The organism is Paenibacillus amylolyticus (assembly GCF_050990605.1).
Lineage (GTDB): Bacteria > Bacillota > Bacilli > Paenibacillales > Paenibacillaceae > Paenibacillus > Paenibacillus amylolyticus_H.
Window position 1 is genome coordinate 4,173,452 of sequence record NZ_CP158832.1, and the last position, 18,831, is coordinate 4,192,282.

Sequence of the window (18,831 nt, forward strand, 5' to 3'; positions counted from 1 at the left end):
AATTAGACGTTGCTCCAACTAAAAACCAAACGAATACTGATAAATTAATTAAGGTAGTTGCAATCCATATAAATTTAATCCAAGTCGACACTCTTCACCTCCAAACCAGACTTGAAACTACATGCTACACTACTATCCCCAATGTCTGATTATTCTGATACTTGTCCTCTGTATGTATTTGATAATGAATTTTTCCAATACTATTTACTAGGTGGTGTGTCAAAACATCCTTAATTTTTATATATATCACCTAAAAGAAGGGAATTCCTCAGAATTCCCCAATGATTAAAATCAGCTTTGATCTGCAATGAAACATACAATTCTAAATAAACTCAAGTAAATTATTTTATGAAAAGTATTTCCCTGAATGTAAATCTTCTATTTCTTGAGAGAGTTTTTTAGTATGTGGCTTCATATAATTTTGTGCTTTTTTTAGAATATCCGTATGCCCACCAAGATTATATAATATTGTAGTAGATAACACTTGTACAATATAAAGACTTGTTTGAGTCGCCATCCATTCAAAAAAATTAAAGAACTTTTCAATTTGTTCTATGTCAGCATTTTCACGAAGCAATTCTTCAACATAAGTAGACACTTCATCTCCAAAAAACACATGTCCTAGAAACTCTTGATTAAAATCCAAGTGCTCTAAGTAACGATCGTGGAATTTAGGGAACAATCTCAAGAAATGATTTATTAAAATGTCACTTTCCATTCTTCAACCTCCTATTTTCCATTCAAAGCCTTTTTCAAATCACTATAAATCGCGTTTGCAAGAGCATAATCATTTTCATTTAAATTACCAGAAGCCATAATCTTCTGTAAATTTTTCAGTCTTTCTTTAGCTTTAACTATATGATCTGTCTGTCCTAGTGACAAACCATATTTAATTTGTTTCCTTACAAAATCAGCTGTACCTCCATTCCCTATATAACCTGGTTTCTCAGGTCTCCATAGCTGGTTAATTACCTCTTTTAATTTTGGATTCTGAGCAGAGTCCTTTAGAAGTTCTCCAATATGACCCGTTTTTTTACTAGAAAGTAATGTGGAGAACTCAATGGCTCTCTCAATCTCTCTTCCTGAAGATGACACTAATTTATAAAACAGTTTTCCACTTTTTACAAACTTAGATATAGGTATAAAGTTAGCAGCAGCAAGAGTTTTGCTGAAAGTTGAAGCATTCGCATCACGGATTGTGTTAATGTCATCAATAACCATAAAGTTTGCTACGGCCATGGAAGCTTTTATAGAACCTGAATAAAACTCATTCCAGCAAGTCTTTATACCCACATTTGAGCAATGATTTACAATTTGTCGATTTGTATACCCTGTACCTGTTGGAAAAAGTTTATGCCCACTCGGGTCTACATATTTCAACGGATTATTACTTACATAGGAGTACAAATTCAAACTTAATGGATCATTCAATTCTCCCTCGTACGTATCCTCACCAATGAAACGTGCCATGCCTGGATCATACCAGCGTGCTCGCAGATATTGCAGACCTACCGTATCATCCCAATATTCTCCGGCATAATGAAGCATATTTGGTACGGTTTCCTCTGTTGTTAACGGTCCGCCCCAGATATCATAGGTGTATCTGTTCAGCACTTTGCCTGCATCGTCCACGACCCCAACGACATCGCCATGACCATTCAGTTGATAGTATTCCAGTTTACCTGTTTGCTTGTCCTGGCGGGCCCATAATTGCCCATACAGATCATAGATATAGGCATATGTCAGCTCTGCTTTTCCAGACGTTACAGCGGCCTCAGCCATGAGTTTGGCTTCTTCATCGTAATAATAACGAATCGTTTGGTCGCCTTTCGTACGTTCATACAACAGCCCATCTCCATTATAGCTGTAGGTTACCGTTTTGCCTTCACCCGTTGCTTTAATCAAACGATTCTGGCTGTCATACGTATACTGTGCATCCTTTAGACCGTATACCTTACCACTTCCGGTACTGTATCGGTTACCATTCGGGTCATAAGTATACGTTTCTTTTTGCGTGCCCGTTTCAGTCTGAATCCGGCTTAATTCATCGTATGTGTATTGATCGGTTTCCCCATTCTGTGTACGGGACGTGATGTTTTTATTCCCATCATATTCATAGGCGAACTGTTGCACCGCAGATGTCCCTTGAGAGATCGTGATTCCCGACAGGTCATAGCCATTGAACTGGTAGCTTGTGCTGAGGCCCTTGCCAAACGATAATTTCTCTAGCAAGCTATTGGAAGCATAACTGAATGTCATACGATCCACAGGCGTCGTTCCCGATGCTGCGAGTGCAGAAGCCCCTCCTGAACCCGAAGTAATATCCATGGAGGTTACCCGATTCATGGCATCTACTTCGCCGTGAATGCGCAAGGATTGTCCTTTGGCATCCGTTAAGGTATATCCTAGACGTTGCTGGGTATTGTTTTCGTAATCAAGTCGTGTCCCATCCGGGAACGTCAGTCCGTTCAACATCCCATCTGCTGCTCTATAACTGTACGTGGTCTTTCCATGATCATCGGTCATCGATGTTCTGCGGCCAATCTCGTCGTACGTATAGGATACATTCGTATCCGGTGCTTTCATACCTGTGAGCATGTTGTCACTGTTATACGTATACTCTGTTACTTTCCCAAGTCGATCCTGTTTTTTAATCAGATTACTTTTCTTATCGTAATATAACGTTGTCGCATACCCGGCTGGACTCGGATGCGTCTGTTTAATGAGTCTTCCCAATTCATCATACTGTTTTGTGACTGTTTGCGTATTCGGTGATACGATCTGTGTCACTTGGCCCTGATAGCTATAGAAGTAGCGGCTTGTCTCTTGCTTCGGTGTGGTTACCGTCGTGATTTGTCCAAGCGCATCATACGTATAAGTCGTTCGTTGACCGTTACCATCGACAGATGCAATTACGTTACCATCGATATCATACTCGGTTTGTTGTAACGGAACATATGCACCATTCCGATATTCTTCTACCGCCGTCACTCGACCAAGTAAATCCTTCTTCTCCCGTGTGCGATTGTCAGCAGCGTCCTTATAGGTTACCGTTTGGGACACAGCATCAATGGTGGTTGTTCCGGTGGTACCGTCTGGATACTTCGTCTCTATCGCTTGTCCAAACGCGTCGACTACAACTCTCGTCACATTGCCTTCAGCATCCTCAATAGCCGTAACATTACCTTCGCGGTCATAGGCGTATTTGTACGTAGCCTCAGCCGTCTGCTCTTCTACCAAAAGACCTAACGGATTATACCGCTCAGTCGTGACAATACCATCTGGCGATGTGTTTGTAATGATATTCTTAACATCATCGTACGCCGTAGTTGATTTCGTACCATCAGCATGCACGATTTGTAGAAGTCGCCCTTCCTTATCATACTGATACGATTCCTGTTCCCCGGATGCATCGGTTGTCTTTTCCAGTTCACCAGCATTCGTATAATCATACGATTCCACGAGGGCTTCTGCTTTACCAGCAGCATCGTTCACGGTTATGGACTTGGATTTCACCAAATGCCCTGCATTAGCCTGATAACTCAACGTCGCTATGCTGTCTTTAGCTAAATAGCCGCCTTTATCCGTGGTGCTGATGACTCTTCCTTTATCATCCAGCTTCACTTCCGATTCAGTGAGCAACTGCCCGCCGTATCCATTTTTAGTTGTGCTACGCAGAACGGAACCTTGGCTGTTATAGGCTGTTTCGGTGTATCTCTCTAACGAGCTGTTAATTTTCGTGGTAGACCGCACTGGCTTAATCCAGTTATACGGAGCTTTGCCAGTTTCGTACGCATAGGTAGATTCCTGTCCTGTACTTTGTTTTTCGGACGTCACCATGCCGTTGGCATCGTAGGTCATGGTCGTGGTTAGCTTCTCGCCCGAACGGCCATTCTCGCTTACCCACTCTGTCATTTGAGTCGGAAGGTTTCGCTTCGTCTGGTTATCGTACTGCAACTCCGTGGAATAAGTCACGTCATCTCCAGTTAACGTGTGCTTATCTGCGCGAACCAAATCCGGATGCGCTGCAGCGCTAAACGTTTTGGAGAACGTCCAAATATCTACAGTGTTCTCTGCTTTCACTTTTGTTGTCCATGATGCGGGTTGACCGTATGCTTCCAGGTCTTCTCCAGAATATTCAAAGTTAACCTTGTCCAGAACGCCTTCGCCTTCCGTTGTACTAAACTGGCTCTTGCGCTCTCTTACTTTGAATACGAAATGGGAGGAAGCTTCGCCAATCTGTTTTAACTCCGGAATATATGCATAATCCGTTATAGCTGATGAAGGGCTTGTAATACGCGATAGCAACGCTGTATGCATCACACCTTGAGCATTTTGGTTACTTTGCAAGTCAGGCAGGAAATTGAATTTGGATTCCGGATAATAGTACGTATACGTCGTTGTCCGATCGAGAGCATCCGTGTATTCTCGCAAAATGCGAATGCCTTCGTCCTCGCGTTGCGTGTACGTTGCTTTCCGATCTGTTCCGGCAAGCTGTACAGTAACCTTCAGGTTGTCATAAGCAAATGTCAGCGCCTGACCTTCGCTGTTTTCAATTCGTGCAATAGCTTGGTTTCCGTTCAATGTCGTATAGTCAAAATTCACGGTATTGCGGTAGCCATCTGTAATTTGCAACAGTTCTCCGGCTTCATTAAATAGATAATCGTAGCCGTTACGGATGGATAAACGATAACCGCTTGATACGCCATTAAAAGTCACGGTCGCATCTCGCTTAACGGTTAAGTCATTCCATACGTAACCTTCCAGTTCCAGGTTCGCGTTTAAGCGGTAATTGCCCACGCCTGGAATCTGAATATACTGATTATCGCCACGTTTTTCCATGAAAGGAATGTCCCAACGCCAGCCTTGCCCCAATCCAGCAGAAAGTTCTTCCTTGCGTGGCGTAACCTTATTGGAATACGTTTGTGTCGTTTCGTCATATTCAACGCCAAGTTGCCCAGTGGCTCTAGCGCTGTCATAGACGCGTGTCAGATCAAACGGAATGAGTCCAGGTAGAGAAAGGTCAGTACTCTGAATCATCATTTCCCCTGTAGCAGTAGAGATGGACTCCGCTCCATAAGACGTCATATAAAGCGATGCGTCATCTCGGATATCGACATGGTTAAGTCCAGTTTCGTCCAAGGTCGTTCCCGTACCTGGAGTATCCTCATTAAGAGCATTAATCGAAAAGTTGTTTTGCTGTGATGAACCGGAAGGGCGTAGCCCCTCCATTTGAATCGGTTCGCTTATTTCTTGTGCTTCTAGCCATTTTTCAGCAGCCTCGCCGCCTGTGCGATCTGTCTGTAAAGCTTTATACAACTGGTACAACGAGTAACCCTGATCTAGTTTTTTCTCGATCCAATCTTCTTTGATACCAAATTGCTCTTTTAAACTATGGATTGTAATGTAGGTAGCGGAAGGGAGGGAATCCCTACCTTCTGCCGCTGCTGCTGTTTGTCCTCCATATCCAAAAGAACCGAACCCACTAAGAACCAATATGACGCATAACCAAATAATCGTTATTTTCTTAAACACTCCATCACCTCAACCTCAATTTAGACAATCATTAATTAAATGGGAAAATCTTTTTCGTTCGTTTCGTTAAATTACCGTTGCGATCATACTCAAACACAATTTGATCTCCTGTAAATAGAACGACTTTAAGCAATTGATTGCCATAGCCGTACTCATAACTATTGTCATTACGAATGTTCATCCATGCTGCTTTTATGGCTCCCTGAATCGGTTTTCCTTCTTTTTCACTTAGCTTGAGATAATAATTCTGTCCACCTTCAAGCTCCCATTCAAGAACCGTATATTGCTCACCATATACCTGCTCTTGCTCTATTGAAGCAGCTACCGGAATGCTCAATTCCTTATCTGAATACAATTCGATCCGAGGTTCAATGGAAAAATCACCTGATTCCTTTATGGCAATCCGATACTTGTCAGAGCTATACGGACTGAAACGGTAGTACACATTCCCTTGCTGAACTGTCGGAAGCGCCGTCTCTGTGTTTTCATACAAAGTCAGAAACTCCACTTCCACTTCCTTGACCGTAAAGTGCCGATAAGCACCTACAAATTTCAGTGTTTGGGATGACACGTTATGCACCTGAATGTCAGACTTTCCAGGTACAAATTGTCCTCCTGTAGCGTTTTTTCCTTCCTTAACAACAGCTTGATTCTGATTTCGAATAACGTAATCATAGGTTCCTCCTTCTGAAGGAGAACCAACGAGTATAGCTTCATAAGGTGAAGTATTTGAGAACAAGAGCGTGTTATTTGGCGTCAAATTCCGCTTGATAAGTGCAGGCTCCTGACTGGAGCTGGCTGTCACAGGAGATTGATATTGAATCGTTACAGGTTCTGTAGATACTACGGTAACAACAAGCGTTGCACCTGCTGGAATATCCCATGTTGCATGACTCATACCTTCCACGAAATACAATGCTTTATTAGATTTATCGTAAACTGTATAATCCACAACGGATGCTACTCCTGCGATTCGTTCAATTTGAGCAGGTTTTGAATCCGGATTTGTAAATACTGCACTCTGCCCTTGATTGACAGTGATATCTGTTTCTGGTGAAGGGACTTGATCATCTTGACCACGGAAAACACGGTAAATCCCACCATACGTTATGGGTTGATCCGAGATGTTGGTAACAACAACTTTTTTACCACCTAGGACATATGCCTCGGTCGCTGTTGCTGTTCTACTGCTTGATACTGTTCCATCAACGTTGTAAATCGTGTAATCATACACCCGCCCCTCACTGCTGGAAGCATCATTTCGGACCCTTTTCGAATCTGAGCTTATGTTGGTAAAGGCATAGCTCTCGCCTTTGTTCAACGTTACGCGCAGATAAGCTGGTTCCTGGCTATCCACTACTGAGAAATCATCCGTGTATTCAAATGTTACAGGTGTACTTCCCCCTACGGTAACGACGGCTTCACCACCAGAAGGAATGGTAGCGAGACTTACATTGCTATTGAATTTGTCACTATGTGCTCTGCCGTCTGCCTTATACACCACAATATCAAACAGTGCACCTAATTTTTTGGCATTACTCCGTATTGGGTTACTGAGTGAGCCTCCATTATGGAATTTTACCGATTGACCCGGTGATACCGTAATCTTAGTTAGTGCTTCATTTGGTCGATCCTCCACATCAAAAATGGTGTAAATCGCACCTATGGTTACAGGCTCTGCAGATACGCCTGTGATTACTGCTTTATTTCCATAGTAAACAACTGGTTCAACCGCTGTTGCTTTTCTTGTACTCCGTTCTGTGCCATCCGGATAATAGGTGACGTAATCAAATATTCGCCCTTGACTGGTGGACGCATCACTGTCGAGATATTCCCGATCGGTACTGTTATTCCAAAACGTCACGCTTTCTCCCTGTTTGAGTGTTACGCGATGGTATGCAGGTTCCATGCTTTCTTCAACCGAGAAATCATCCGTATAACTAAACTCAATTGGGACTTGCCCAACTACGGTCACGACTGCGTAACCTTGTGAGCGAATGATCGGATTAGTATTTTTGTTGAATCCATCCGAATGAACGACGTTTTCTGCTGTATAAAGAACATAGTCAAAAACGGCTCCATTGGTACTACTTGCATTGTTTTTTATCGGATTAGCCAACGAACCATTGTTACTGAAAATCATAGATTCTCCAGGATATACAGTGATTCGAGTAATCGCATCACCACCGGCTTTTTGGACATCAAATGTCCGATAGGGCACACCATATGTTACAGGCGTTGCTGTAACCAAGGTTACAACGGCGGTTCTTCCTGCTGCTACCGTAGGCTTAGTGGTCGTATTCGTACCTGTTGAACTTTCCGTTCCATCCGGAAGATAAACAACGTAATCATGCTTATCTTTGGTCGTTCCATCCGTTTGGAGTGCATCGGATTTGGAACTGATATTAGTGAATTGATAGCTATCGCCCTGATACAGAGTTGTACGCGTATAGGCTGGCTCATCGCTCCATTCACCGGTATAGACTTCATAGGGAAATCCAACACTAACAGGCTGTGAGCCCGCTCCAGTAATAATGATTTCGTTCCCTCCTGCAAGTGAAGGTTTGCCCGTCGTTTCAAAATTAGAAGCTACAAGACTACCATCTTCTTTGTAAGAAGCGTAGTCTATCTTCCTGTCCTGAGCTGTGGAAGTATCGGCACTTAGAACTCTTGACTGTGTCCCTTCATTAAAATATCGATAGCTCTCTCCTTTGGATAACGTAACCCTAAGCATGGCAGGGTTAGCTGATACACTGTAAGAAAATTCTGAACGAATTGTCACTGTAAAAGGATTCTGACCCGTCGAGGTGATCACAGCTGTATAACCTGAACCTACCGATAAACTACTAGTAGAGTCCATGTTTTCGCCCATGATGCTGCCATCTGGTCTATAAATAACGTAATCGTATGCACTGCTTCTTGAGGTCGCCGCATTGGTGCTCAACGATCTTGTTGCACTTCCATTATTCGTGAACGTATAGGAATCTCCAGGACTCATGGTCAAAGTCCCATCTGCCATGGCCATTGCTTGAGCAGAGAAAGAGTTCTCCCCGTATGTATCATCAGTAACCGTCGGTTCATCTACTGGTTCTTCGATAAATTCGTCTACACCTTCCGGTTCTTCATAGAAATCTGGATCAATATCTTCCAGATATTCGTTGTCTGTTAAAGCTGATTCCTCCATAGAAACATCAACATTCTCCGCGCTACTATCAGTTGTTATTATGGCGTCCGATTGATCCGAAAGCGCATAACCGCTAGTCGGATACATGGTTCCAATCAACAACAAAGCCATCAGAAAAACAATGAAACCTTTTCTTAAACTCATGGAATTTATATTCCTCCTTTATGTTTTTTCTCCATTTACTCCCTCAGCAGATGTATAAATGGAGCCTAATAAATTATTATCGTCATTTTCCTTATTTTAGGATATAGTAAATTAGTCCCTAAATTAAGGGACTTTTTTCCTTTTATATTTCAGATAACAATTTAAAATATAACCTGTAATTGTCCTAACACGAAACAGAATAAAGGTTCGATGCAGTTCAAATGCTTTTTCAATTGAGTTAATCTTTCCTAACTAGATTAGGACTTAGAGTTATTATATGAAAAATAAAAAAGCCGCCAGTTGGCGACTTTAAGTGAATCAAATAGGTATCATTCTAGTACATGATCAGCGGACACCTGGCTACTTTCCCTCTGCTTGTATGAAAACAAACGTACTCTCGTCGGATCGTTCTTCTGAAAAAGCGAAATTCAAACGATCAAAGTTCCTTACGTCGTTCACATCTGTAATCTTACGCTCTGCCATATAACGTACCATCTCACCTCTGGCCATTTTAGCCCAGGTTGCCTTTTCAACAAGCTTCCCATTGACCATTTGTCCAAATACACATGTAATGAACCGGGTCTCCTCATTCAGAAACGGCAAAATATTTTTGCTATACTCTTTGGAAGCCAGATTCAGAATACAGTTGCTGTCCGCTTGAAGCTGATCTGCAAGCTTGCTGCCCCAGAATTGATAGAGTGACTTAAAACCTGGACCTTGCAGCTTGCCCTGCATCTCCAACCGATAAGGGGTAACCCCATCCAAAGGCCTTAACATGCCATAAAAGCCGGATAAAATACGTAAATGCTGCTGAAGATACGCCAGTTCCTCATCTTGAAAAACACCCGGAGCCATATATTGATACTGAATGCCCTCGTAGGCATATATGGCTGGGGTCAGATTATTCTTTATATTCATATTTCGAATCCGCTCCACGTTCTGTTCGGCGATTGCATCGTTACACTTCCACATCGCTTTAAGCTCGTCATAGGATAACTTTTGAAGCAAACTCAATAGCTGTTCTGACTCATTTATAAATTGCGGCATCTCCGCGATAGCCATAAGATCGGTATCAATCTTCATCTTTTTAGCGGGTGATATGATAATTCTCATCGTGCTGATCCATCCTTAATCTACCGTTGTTATTGTCGTTATCCATTGTACAGGATTGGCTAAGTGAATCCAATGGTGAAGCTCACAGTTTCTCCTGCGGTATCTTTAAAAAGACTCAAAAATGAACAAGTCAGCCCACAATTGGACCGGCTTGTTCATTAGAATCAATAATTTCAATTGCATGAGAAAGTATTAAGTACTTTTCAAGCGCTAATTAGGGAGTTACGCTCCCCGCACCGCTATTTTGCTCTGTTTTGGTAGTCGGCAATTGAATCATTGGCGTGTTGGACCCACTTACATATGGAAGGGCTCCATCCCATTTCTTGATGGTTTCATATTCAACGAGTTGACTCGATAAGGATTGTTGAAGCTCTTTGTTGGCTTTAGCTTGACCTTCTGCTTCAATCAATAGTTTGTCTGCATTACCTTGTGCTTCCACTCGCTTGCGCTCTGCTTCTTTCTTGGCGATCTCGAGTTCAGTCGTTTTACGTTCCAGTTCTTGAGAAGCTTCGACACGTTTATCGATGGCTTCCTGAGTCTTGGCATCAGGTTGAGGAACACCTACAGTAACGTTGGATACAATAAAACCTAACTCTTTAACGTCATCAGAGAAACGTTGTTGAACATCGACGCCAGCTTCAGATGACTTTTCACCATACACATCAATGACTGTAAACTTGGAAATTCCTTTACGAGCTGCGTCCCGGAAACGTGTTTTGAGATATGTATCCTCTATTTCTTGAATGCTAATTGGCCCAAATGTATTGAATATAGAAGATACTTTACTTGGTTCTACCTGGTAGTTGTAAGCAAAATCGATGGTGATGTTTTTCCCGTCAGAAGTTGCAATCTGAATGTCTCTGTATTCCACCGTTTGAATTCGGATCGGATATTTCGTTACTTTATCAAACGCTCCAACCAGTTTCCACCCTTGACTCAGTGTACTATCTTTTACCCCTCCATTGGGTGAATAGACAACCCCAACATATCCGTTAGGAATTCGTGTGACAAAGAAGGTCACCAGTAGCGCTCCCACAATAATAACCAATGCCACCGTGATTGCTCCTACCCTAAACGTCTTTGAATTTTTCATCACCATTCTCCTCTTGTTTGAATTTATTGTATTTCTTCAGAATTCTACTACCTATTTTATTGAATAGCGGGATCATTAATGCCCATAGAATAAAAGCTAGGATAATGATTAGAATGATTCCCCCAATAAATGGCATATTCGTCCTCCCCTCTATGGATGTAACCGAGTACAAATTTATAAATAGCAACTAATTATATCCTTCTTTATATATACTTTGTAAATTCATATTAGGTTTCAATGATATTCAGCGTTGCTTCCTGTAGACCTCTGTAGATACCAACATATTCCGAATAAGGCTGCCTTAGTCTTACAAAAAAAAGAGCCATCAAATGGTTGATGGCATTTCACGAATGTTTAACCTATACGAACCAAAATTTTAAACCATTTTACAACAGGCTACTTTCCCTCTGAATATATAAATACATACGTGCTCTCATCCGACTTCTCTACTGAGTAAACAAAACCTAACCGATCAAAACTTCTGATATCTTCCACATCTGTGATCTTCCGTTCTACCATATATCGTACCATCTCACCTCTGGCCATCTTGGCCCGCGTTGCCTTTTCAACAAGCTTCCCATCGACCATTTGTCCGAACACACAAGTGATCATCCGGGTTTCCTCCTTCAGGAAAGGTGTGATGTTCTTGCTATACTCTTTGGAAGCCAAATTTAGAATACAACTGCTTTCAGATTGAAGCTGATCCGCCAACTTGCTACCCCAGAATTGATAGAGCGATTTAAAACCTAGACCTTGCAGCTTGCCCTGCATCTCCAACCGATAAGGGGTAACCCCATCCAAAGGCCGCAACAGGCCATAAAAACCGGATAATATGCGTAAATGCTGCTGAAGATACGCCAGTTCCTCATTTTGAAAAACACCCGGAGCCATATATTGATACTGAATGCCCTAATAGGCATATATTGCTGGTGTCAGATTTGCTTTTATATTCATATTCTGAATCCGCTCCACGTTCTGTTCGGCGATTGCATCGTTACACTTCCACAACGTTTTGAGCTCGTCATAGGATAACTCTTGAAGCAGACTCAATAGCTGTTCTGACTCGTTTATAAAATGCGGCATCTGCGCGATAGCCATAAGATCGGTATCGATCTTCATCTTTTTAGCTGGTGATATGATAATTCTCATCGTGCTAATCCATCCTTAATCTACCTTTGTTTTGTCGTTATTCATTGTACAGGATTGGATGGGTAAATCCAATGGTGAAGCATATTATCCTCTATTATCTTAGTAAGTATGATTGAGTTATTCATTCGGATCAGGCGTCAGCTGAATCCATTCATCTGCTCTATAGTAGATATATTCCTGCGGATTGTCCTTGAATTTGACGACAACAGGATACATCGGCATTTTGCTTCGACGAGCGGTGATGCTTATAATCGTATTCCCATCTATTCCTTTTTCGGCGGTTAAATATGTTCTCAAGTCATCCTCCAGCTGCTTCATGTCACTCTTATACGAGCCATACCATGAGAAAGAAGCGATGACCACTAGTGCAACGATAACTAATGAGGTCTTTAGCAACTTCATTTTTACTCACCTCACTTAGCCTGTAATTTGTATTATCACTAATATCTCTGCCTAGTAACACCATTATTTATTAACCACTATCTTTTCCGAGTTTCCTTCCCAATCAATCTGAACTATAAATTCATTCTCATCCAAAAATGGGGACATCCCTTCAGCTTTTCCTCTGATCACAGTATTAAAAGGAACTTCTCCTGTAGAATGAATATTTTCGCTCATAAATTTGGTTTTAACTTTTTCAATTAATGAAGGATTATCTCCTAAGTACCTAATTTCATATTCATAAATTGCTACAGAGCTATTACTTTGAACTGTACATGAGACACGCCAATTCTCACTCTCTCCTGTATATGAAGTGACTTTGTTTGAACAAGCGGATGCTGTCAATAGAAGAAGAAAAAGCAAAAAAAACGATACTCTTTTTTTATATAAATCCCCCTTTATTATGAATTTCAAGAATATTATGGTCACACTTTTTTTGCAGTAGCTCTCATCTTTTCAAATGTTAATCCTGTTATGGCGATCTATAACACTCCGTTCAATCCACCGAATAACCGCCGTAGAACATTAAAGTATATCATGATGAAAGACAACACTATGGATATTGGTAGTATAATCAAAAATTTAAGTCTGCTCGTAGGAACTATTAATAGTAAAACAATGACCATGATCAGATATATTCCCATAAGTATTGGGATCAAATAATAATGAGTATGCTCTGGCAAGTAAGCGTCTCGTAATTGATACCCTTCGGAAAGTAGCACTGTGATTGGAGTGGACAAAACTAAACTAGATACCCATCCATTCCCACGTGCATACCACATCACATAAGCACACACCGGAGATACTACTGCACATATCCCCCAAAAAACAATTTCTCTCATTGGAACGAAATGTAGAGCAAACACGGTGTATAGATAATACACAGTTAGCAGTGAAACAAAAAAGGAGCATATCTTAACTGCTGCTAATTTAGGAGAATAGCTAAAAACAGATATAAGTGTGGCAACAAAAATCCAAATACCTAGACGCCCACCAATCGCGTCAAATACGGGGTGAACTCCCTGAGCATCCACAAGCTTTGCCGCTAAACCTAAAATTACTCCGATCGTTATCGCACATACAATTGAAAAAACTTTTTGTTTAGTAGTTGATTGGTTTTCGACTCTAATTTGACTTAACTCATTATGTATTCCCACTGCACTCCTCCAACTTCCATAATTCCTATATTCTAACACATTCGATCCAGCCTATTCGATCTGTTCCTCAAATCCATTTTATATATATTTCACTAATACGGTTCTATGCATCAACTCATATCCGACCCTGGTTATTAAGGAACAGAAACTTCTTCTTTATCGCTTGGGAACTGAACCTATCATTCAATAAGTAATCCCTACAATCTTCACTGTATAAACAAAACATAAAACAAACCCCGGTAGCCCGTCTGCATTCAGCAGTGTACAGCCGAGGTTCATCATTATCATTCCAAATATTACACTACCTATCTCTACTTATCTCATCTCGTAAAATCATGCTGCCCAATGGTCAGCAACGTCGGCCTGCTCTTACTCCACACCGAAGTAGCAATCTTCGGATTGTAATAATACAGCGCTCCATTCGTCGGATCAGCGCCATTTAATGCCTTGCGAGCAGCCCTGTATGAGGTCTGGGTTGGCTTGGTATTAAACTGCCCATCGTCTATAGCCGTGAATTGCCCTTTCTGGAAAATAACCTTCGAAATAGACGACGGGAATTCATTTGAATGCACCCGGTTTAGAACAACCGCACCAACAGCGACTTGCCCTTCAAAAGATTCTCCGCGCGCTTCACCATGGATCAGCTTCGCCAACTGGCGCAAGGTCTCGCCTTCGGCTTTGGCCTTTTTGTTCAACCTGTTCAATGTTGCCGGACCTGCAACACCATCGGCACTCAGTCCTTGCGCCTGCTGGAACTCGCGGACAGCGCTTTTGGTAATCGAACCGTAATAACCGGTCATTCCAGCGTCAAAATACCCCAGATCACTTAATTGCTCCTGCAATTGCAGCACATGTTCACTGCGAACGCCCTGTTCCAGCTTCTGTGCTCCCGCAGAAGGCGCTGCTACCGTCAACCCGACAGCCATTGCACAAGTACCGAGAAGCATACCCACTCGTCCTGCTCTCTTGCCTGCCTTTCTCCCTTTCCGATGGGTTACTTTTCGGCTAACGGTAATAGGCTCTATAAAGTCAGCACCCAACTGCATATCAGACCCCTCATTTGTGCTACCGGCTCTAATCCGTACATCCTCACTGCCCGTGTACTCCATATTTTTCGTAATCGTCATGTTATTCATAATATTAGTGACCTCCATCTCTTTCGTAGGTTTACTTTTATCCACAACATACACATCATACATTCCGTTCATCTCACTCAGTTGTTTACTGTTATTATCACTGTAAGTTACATGTATGTTGTTATCCCCATGTACTCGCACCATGTCAATCACGTTGTTGCGGCTTCCATTTATGCTGTTCGCACGAGTCGCTTCACCCATCGTATTGTTTTCATTGAATTCATGCATCTGATCCATTTCACGCTTGATCTGCATCTTTTCGTTACCCTCCACTTTTCTGAATCCAGATCCCACTTCTTCCCCCTGAATCCTCGCGGTCCTACATCCCGAGTGTCATTATAGGATATAGAAAAAATGAAGTCTATCGGACCGATGACGCAGTAAAAAATCGATGCTGAACATAGCAAAAAGAGGCATGAGCCCATGGTCACACCATGTTCATACCTCTTCTTGTATCAACCTTATATCGCTTATCCAACCCGTTATTTCCGTAGGCAGGCAGACCCGTACAAAAGTTGCGTAGTATATATTGACAATTACTCAGCCAGCTCTTGACCCTTCGTTTCCCGTCCCCAGAACAGTACAGCTGCTGCGCCAATGAGGATGGTCACGAAGAAAATCGTGAAAATCAGGCTGATCGCCACTTCACGTTGAACCAGCATACCGACCATTAATGGGGCAAGTACGCCACCGATGCGGCCAACCGATGTGGCAAGACCCACACCTGTCGAACGAACGGAAGTCGGATACAATTCCGGGCTGTAGGCGTACAGACCACCCCAGGCTCCCAGATTGAAGAAGGAAAGACAGATTCCTGCGGCCAGGATCGTCGCTTCCGTTGTAGCCAGTCCGAATGCAATCGCACTGCACGCAGTCAACGTAAGATACACCACTAGTACAAACTTGCGACCGTAACGTTCAATGAAGTACGCCGCGGTGAAGTAACCTGGCAGCTGTGCGATCGTCATGATCAGCACGTACTGGAAGCTTTTAACCAACGTATACCCTTTTGCCATTACAACCGAAGGCAGCCACAGGAACATGCCATAATAAGAGAAAATGACGGTAAACCACAAAATCCAGAGCATCAACGTTGTACGGCGATGTGGTGCTGACCAGACGGTAGCGACTTTCTCGCGGAACGTGATTTTATGAAGCTTCGTATGATTCTTGTAGCGCGGCGGGTCCTGAATGGCACGACGCAGATACAGTGCATAGAACGCCGGAAGTGCACCGATGGCAAAGGCAATTCTCCATCCGTACTCCGGGATGACAAAGTTGGCAATGAGCGCCGATACGATCCAGCCCCCAGCCCAGAAACTTTCCAATAATACAACGGCACGTCCCCGTTCCGCAGTAGGCATCGACTCCGATACCAGTGTGGATGCCACGGGCAACTCTCCGCCCAGTCCAATACCTGCAACCAGACGCAGTGCACACAATACGGCAAATCCGGTCGCCAATGCAGACAGACCGCTTGCAATCGTAAAGATTAGCAAGGTCCACATCAGAATGGCTTTCCGTCCAAAACGGTCCGCAAGTGCACCTGCAAGCAAAGCACCAAGTGCCATACCGATCGAGTTAATACTTGTAAGCACCCCGACTTGTCCGGGACTGAGACTCCATTCCTTGGCGAGTGCAGCCACGATAAAGGAGATCATACCAACTTCCATTGCATCAAACAGCCAGCTCATGCCGGCACTGAACAGCAGCTTGCGCTGCTTGGGATTCCGCAACACTTCCAGTTTGCTCATCACTTATAGCTCCCTTGATCTCTATGTAGTCATTCTGACACTAGATCATTATTATGCAGAATGCTCCAGAAATCAATGCAAAATAAGCTTTTCCTTCCGAGTTCTGCGATACCTTACCCCTTGAGTGAACCCGCTGTAAGACGGTCTAACCAAATCACCATCCATTTTCTGTATTGAACAGGAGTCCTATTTTGAATAGAAACTCCCATCTTAGTTAAGTTTATTATAGAGAACAACAAAGGAGGAATACTTGTGTATACAGTTGCAAATGCTTTCGCGAAAAATGGGGTTATTCATGCGGTAATCTTAGGTCAACTTCCTGACCCGTGCGATGAAGCTAAAATAGTTGATCAATACCCAGGTGGGAATATTATATATGTCAAAGATCCAGGGACTGCTCAAATTTTTATTAAAGAATCCAGAAAGCCAGATTTAAAACCAGATGATCCCTGCATACAGGTACTGGGAGAAACATGGTTTTTAGAAGCGGAGATTCCGGACGACTCCCATAAGGAACTAGAAATTTTTGTGAATGATGTTTCGGTCGATACAATAACAATTCAGAAAGAAATCGATTACCACAACCCAGGTTATATGGACAAAAAAGGAGATTGGGAACTAAAAATATACTACAGGGCTAAAGGTACAAGATCCGAAGGACAACATGGCCTATTATTTCATAAAGGGAAGTGGGTAAGTGCAGACCATGTTGGCGAATTGAAAGAAACTGATTTGGGTTTAATGAAGTATTATGGAGAATGGGGAAAAGATGTAGATGTATTATTCCAACCTTCTGGATGGAACTATAGTAATCATTTGGCTCCCAATTCATCGGATCTTGATAAAGAGTACTCACAACCGAAGTAACTAAAGATCAAAAAAGAGGCAGATGAAATGAAAATGCCTCTTTTTTTGACGCTGAAATGATGTTAAACAACTGGAATAACTGCTACCATGAATGTACCGCCATTAAAATAACAGGTAATATCCTTTGAGCAAGCTCAGGCTCATATGACTAATGACAATCTTTAACACTCTAATTCTCTTGTCCTATGTAAAAATCCCTCCTGAGATACAGACAGCAAAGGACTAATGCCTGCGATTCTGACTCAAAAGGGATGATACCCTAACCTTTGAAACACACCTTTGATTCGGTAGCTATATCTTCCTGTACGATATTTATATCCTTGCTTATTACCTTTCCTTCTTCTCATCCTTGCGCGCAAGCGGAATACCATTCTCCTTGGCATACCATGCTTCATAATGATGCACAGCCACACCTGCAAAAGAGGAATGAGAGGAACCCAGATCAAACACTTTTGCCATCTCTTCATTCATATTACTAACCGGTTTACGGAAAAAGGTCAGGTGATCCCCCTCGTGTGTATCCGCGAGTTCCGCTCCGATCCAGACTTTTTTGCCGAGATCATCCGCTTCGTCCAGTTCTTCCTTGGACAAATCATACATCTGCTGCCCACTGTCCCGGTACGCCATAATGGCGACCGCATCGAAGTGGGAGATGACCCAGCGACTGAATGTACCCTCACCTTCAGCCGACTGACGGGCATCAAGCCAGAACGGAATCGCAGCGCTCATGTACAGTCCGGCATCCTCGCCGGCTTTCGTCCAGGCCTTCATGTTGTTCTGCCACTCTGCAATGACGCTGCTCTCCTCGTTCTCCCAGCGCTTCAGCTGATACGGCTCTACATCCAGTTGAATGCCTTGGAAGCGTTCATTCTTGGCCGATGCTGCATTGTATGCTCGTACTCGCTCGATAAAAGCAAGACCTTCATCCCGCTTCTCATCATAAGCCCAGTCGGCATGACCATTAAGTCCATGCACTTCAATCTCAGCCTGTCCTGCAGCCGCAATGAATTTACGGTATGTTGCATCAGGCACCTCATCCTGAATTTGCAGGAAGATGGTATCTACGCCCTGTTCTTTGGAAAAAGCAATAATCTCCGGCGTCTGCTCCGCAATAATGGACGCGTCCCACAGCCAGGTCGCTTTGTGTTCCTCGGTGGAGAACCACTTAAACATCCAGGACAGAAGCAGCAGGCACAACACCACAGCCAGAATGGCCCATTTCGCCATCCCCACCAGTTTGCCCCGTTGCCTCATATAT

12 protein-coding genes and 1 pseudogene are annotated in these 18,831 nt (G+C 42.9%); 1 reads left to right on the top strand and 12 read right to left on the bottom strand.

Going from position 1 to position 18,831, the window contains the following annotated elements; translation table 11 throughout:
* Positions 1-346: 346 nt before the first annotated feature.
* The 11 genes and pseudogenes from ABTV53_RS18580 to ABTV53_RS18630 form a co-directional block, all read right to left on the bottom strand.
* On the bottom strand, positions 347-718 hold the full coding sequence (locus ABTV53_RS18580; protein ID WP_433745124.1) for a DUF7674 family protein: 372 nt from the start codon (positions 716-718) through the stop codon (positions 347-349).
* A gap of 11 nt (positions 719-729) precedes the next feature.
* The gene (locus tag ABTV53_RS18585; protein ID WP_433745126.1) at positions 730-5,535 is read right to left on the bottom strand and encodes an RHS repeat-associated core domain-containing protein; all 4,806 of its coding nucleotides are present in this window, start codon (positions 5,533-5,535) and stop codon (positions 730-732) included.
* Between the two features lie 31 nt (positions 5,536-5,566).
* Positions 5,567-8,863, bottom strand: a complete 3,297-nt coding sequence (locus ABTV53_RS18590; RefSeq protein ID WP_433745129.1) for a hypothetical protein — start codon at positions 8,861-8,863, stop codon at positions 5,567-5,569.
* A gap of 360 nt (positions 8,864-9,223) precedes the next feature.
* Positions 9,224-9,976 carry a peroxide stress protein YaaA gene (gene yaaA, locus ABTV53_RS18595; protein ID WP_433745132.1) on the bottom strand — a complete coding sequence of 251 codons (753 nt, stop codon included), beginning with the start codon at positions 9,974-9,976 and terminating at the stop codon, positions 9,224-9,226.
* Positions 9,977-10,190: 214 nt separating this feature from the next.
* Positions 10,191-11,069, bottom strand: coding sequence for an SPFH domain-containing protein (locus tag ABTV53_RS18600; RefSeq protein WP_433745135.1), 879 nt, complete (start codon positions 11,067-11,069; stop codon positions 10,191-10,193).
* A gap of 396 nt (positions 11,070-11,465) precedes the next feature.
* Positions 11,466-12,218, bottom strand: a pseudogene (yaaA, locus tag ABTV53_RS18605) (peroxide stress protein YaaA).
* A gap of 117 nt (positions 12,219-12,335) precedes the next feature.
* Positions 12,336-12,620, bottom strand: coding sequence for a hypothetical protein (locus ABTV53_RS18610; protein ID WP_433745138.1), 285 nt, complete (start codon positions 12,618-12,620; stop codon positions 12,336-12,338).
* 63 nt (positions 12,621-12,683) lie between these two features.
* Entirely contained in the window at positions 12,684-13,073 is a 390-nt protein-coding gene (locus tag ABTV53_RS18615; protein WP_433745140.1) for a hypothetical protein, read from the bottom strand.
* Positions 13,074-13,141: 68 nt separating this feature from the next.
* On the bottom strand, positions 13,142-13,816 hold the full coding sequence (locus ABTV53_RS18620; RefSeq protein WP_433745142.1) for a hypothetical protein: 675 nt from the start codon (positions 13,814-13,816) through the stop codon (positions 13,142-13,144).
* 320 nt (positions 13,817-14,136) lie between these two features.
* Positions 14,137-15,207: a cell wall hydrolase gene (locus ABTV53_RS18625; RefSeq protein WP_433745144.1), complete on the bottom strand. Its 1,071-nt coding sequence runs from the start codon at positions 15,205-15,207 to the stop codon at positions 14,137-14,139.
* 281 nt (positions 15,208-15,488) lie between these two features.
* Positions 15,489-16,706 (bottom strand): MFS transporter, encoded by a 1,218-nt coding sequence (locus ABTV53_RS18630; protein ID WP_433745146.1) that lies wholly within the window; start codon positions 16,704-16,706, stop codon positions 15,489-15,491.
* Between the two features lie 252 nt (positions 16,707-16,958).
* Between ABTV53_RS18630 and ABTV53_RS18635 the strand changes: the two genes are divergently transcribed.
* On the top strand, positions 16,959-17,573 hold the full coding sequence (locus tag ABTV53_RS18635; protein WP_433745149.1) for a hypothetical protein: 615 nt from the start codon (positions 16,959-16,961) through the stop codon (positions 17,571-17,573).
* A 327-nt stretch (positions 17,574-17,900) separates the two neighbouring features.
* Here the strand turns inward: ABTV53_RS18635 and ABTV53_RS18640 are convergent, their stop codons facing one another.
* Positions 17,901-18,827, bottom strand: a complete 927-nt coding sequence (locus ABTV53_RS18640; protein ID WP_433745152.1) for a hypothetical protein — start codon at positions 18,825-18,827, stop codon at positions 17,901-17,903.
* Positions 18,828-18,831 lie beyond the last annotated feature (4 nt).

Bases quoted from the DNA above. Each gene is read 5' to 3' on its own strand.
- ABTV53_RS18630 (WP_433745146.1), bottom strand. From the start codon at position 16,706: ATGAGCAAACTGGAAGTGTTGCGGAATCCCAAGCAGCGCAAGCTGCTG.
- ABTV53_RS18580 (WP_433745124.1), bottom strand. From the start codon at position 718: ATGGAAAGTGACATTTTAATAAATCATTTCTTGAGATTGTTCCCTAAA.
- ABTV53_RS18625 (WP_433745144.1), bottom strand. From the start codon at position 15,207: ATGCAGATCAAGCGTGAAATGGATCAGATGCATGAATTCAATGAAAAC.
- ABTV53_RS18600 (WP_433745135.1), bottom strand. From the start codon at position 11,069: ATGAAAAATTCAAAGACGTTTAGGGTAGGAGCAATCACGGTGGCATTG.
- ABTV53_RS18590 (WP_433745129.1), bottom strand. From the start codon at position 8,863: ATGAGTTTAAGAAAAGGTTTCATTGTTTTTCTGATGGCTTTGTTGTTG.
- ABTV53_RS18610 (WP_433745138.1), bottom strand. From the start codon at position 12,620: ATGAAGTTGCTAAAGACCTCATTAGTTATCGTTGCACTAGTGGTCATC.
- ABTV53_RS18640 (WP_433745152.1), bottom strand. From the start codon at position 18,827: ATGAGGCAACGGGGCAAACTGGTGGGGATGGCGAAATGGGCCATTCTG.
- yaaA (WP_433745132.1), bottom strand. From the start codon at position 9,976: ATGAGAATTATCATATCACCCGCTAAAAAGATGAAGATTGATACCGAT.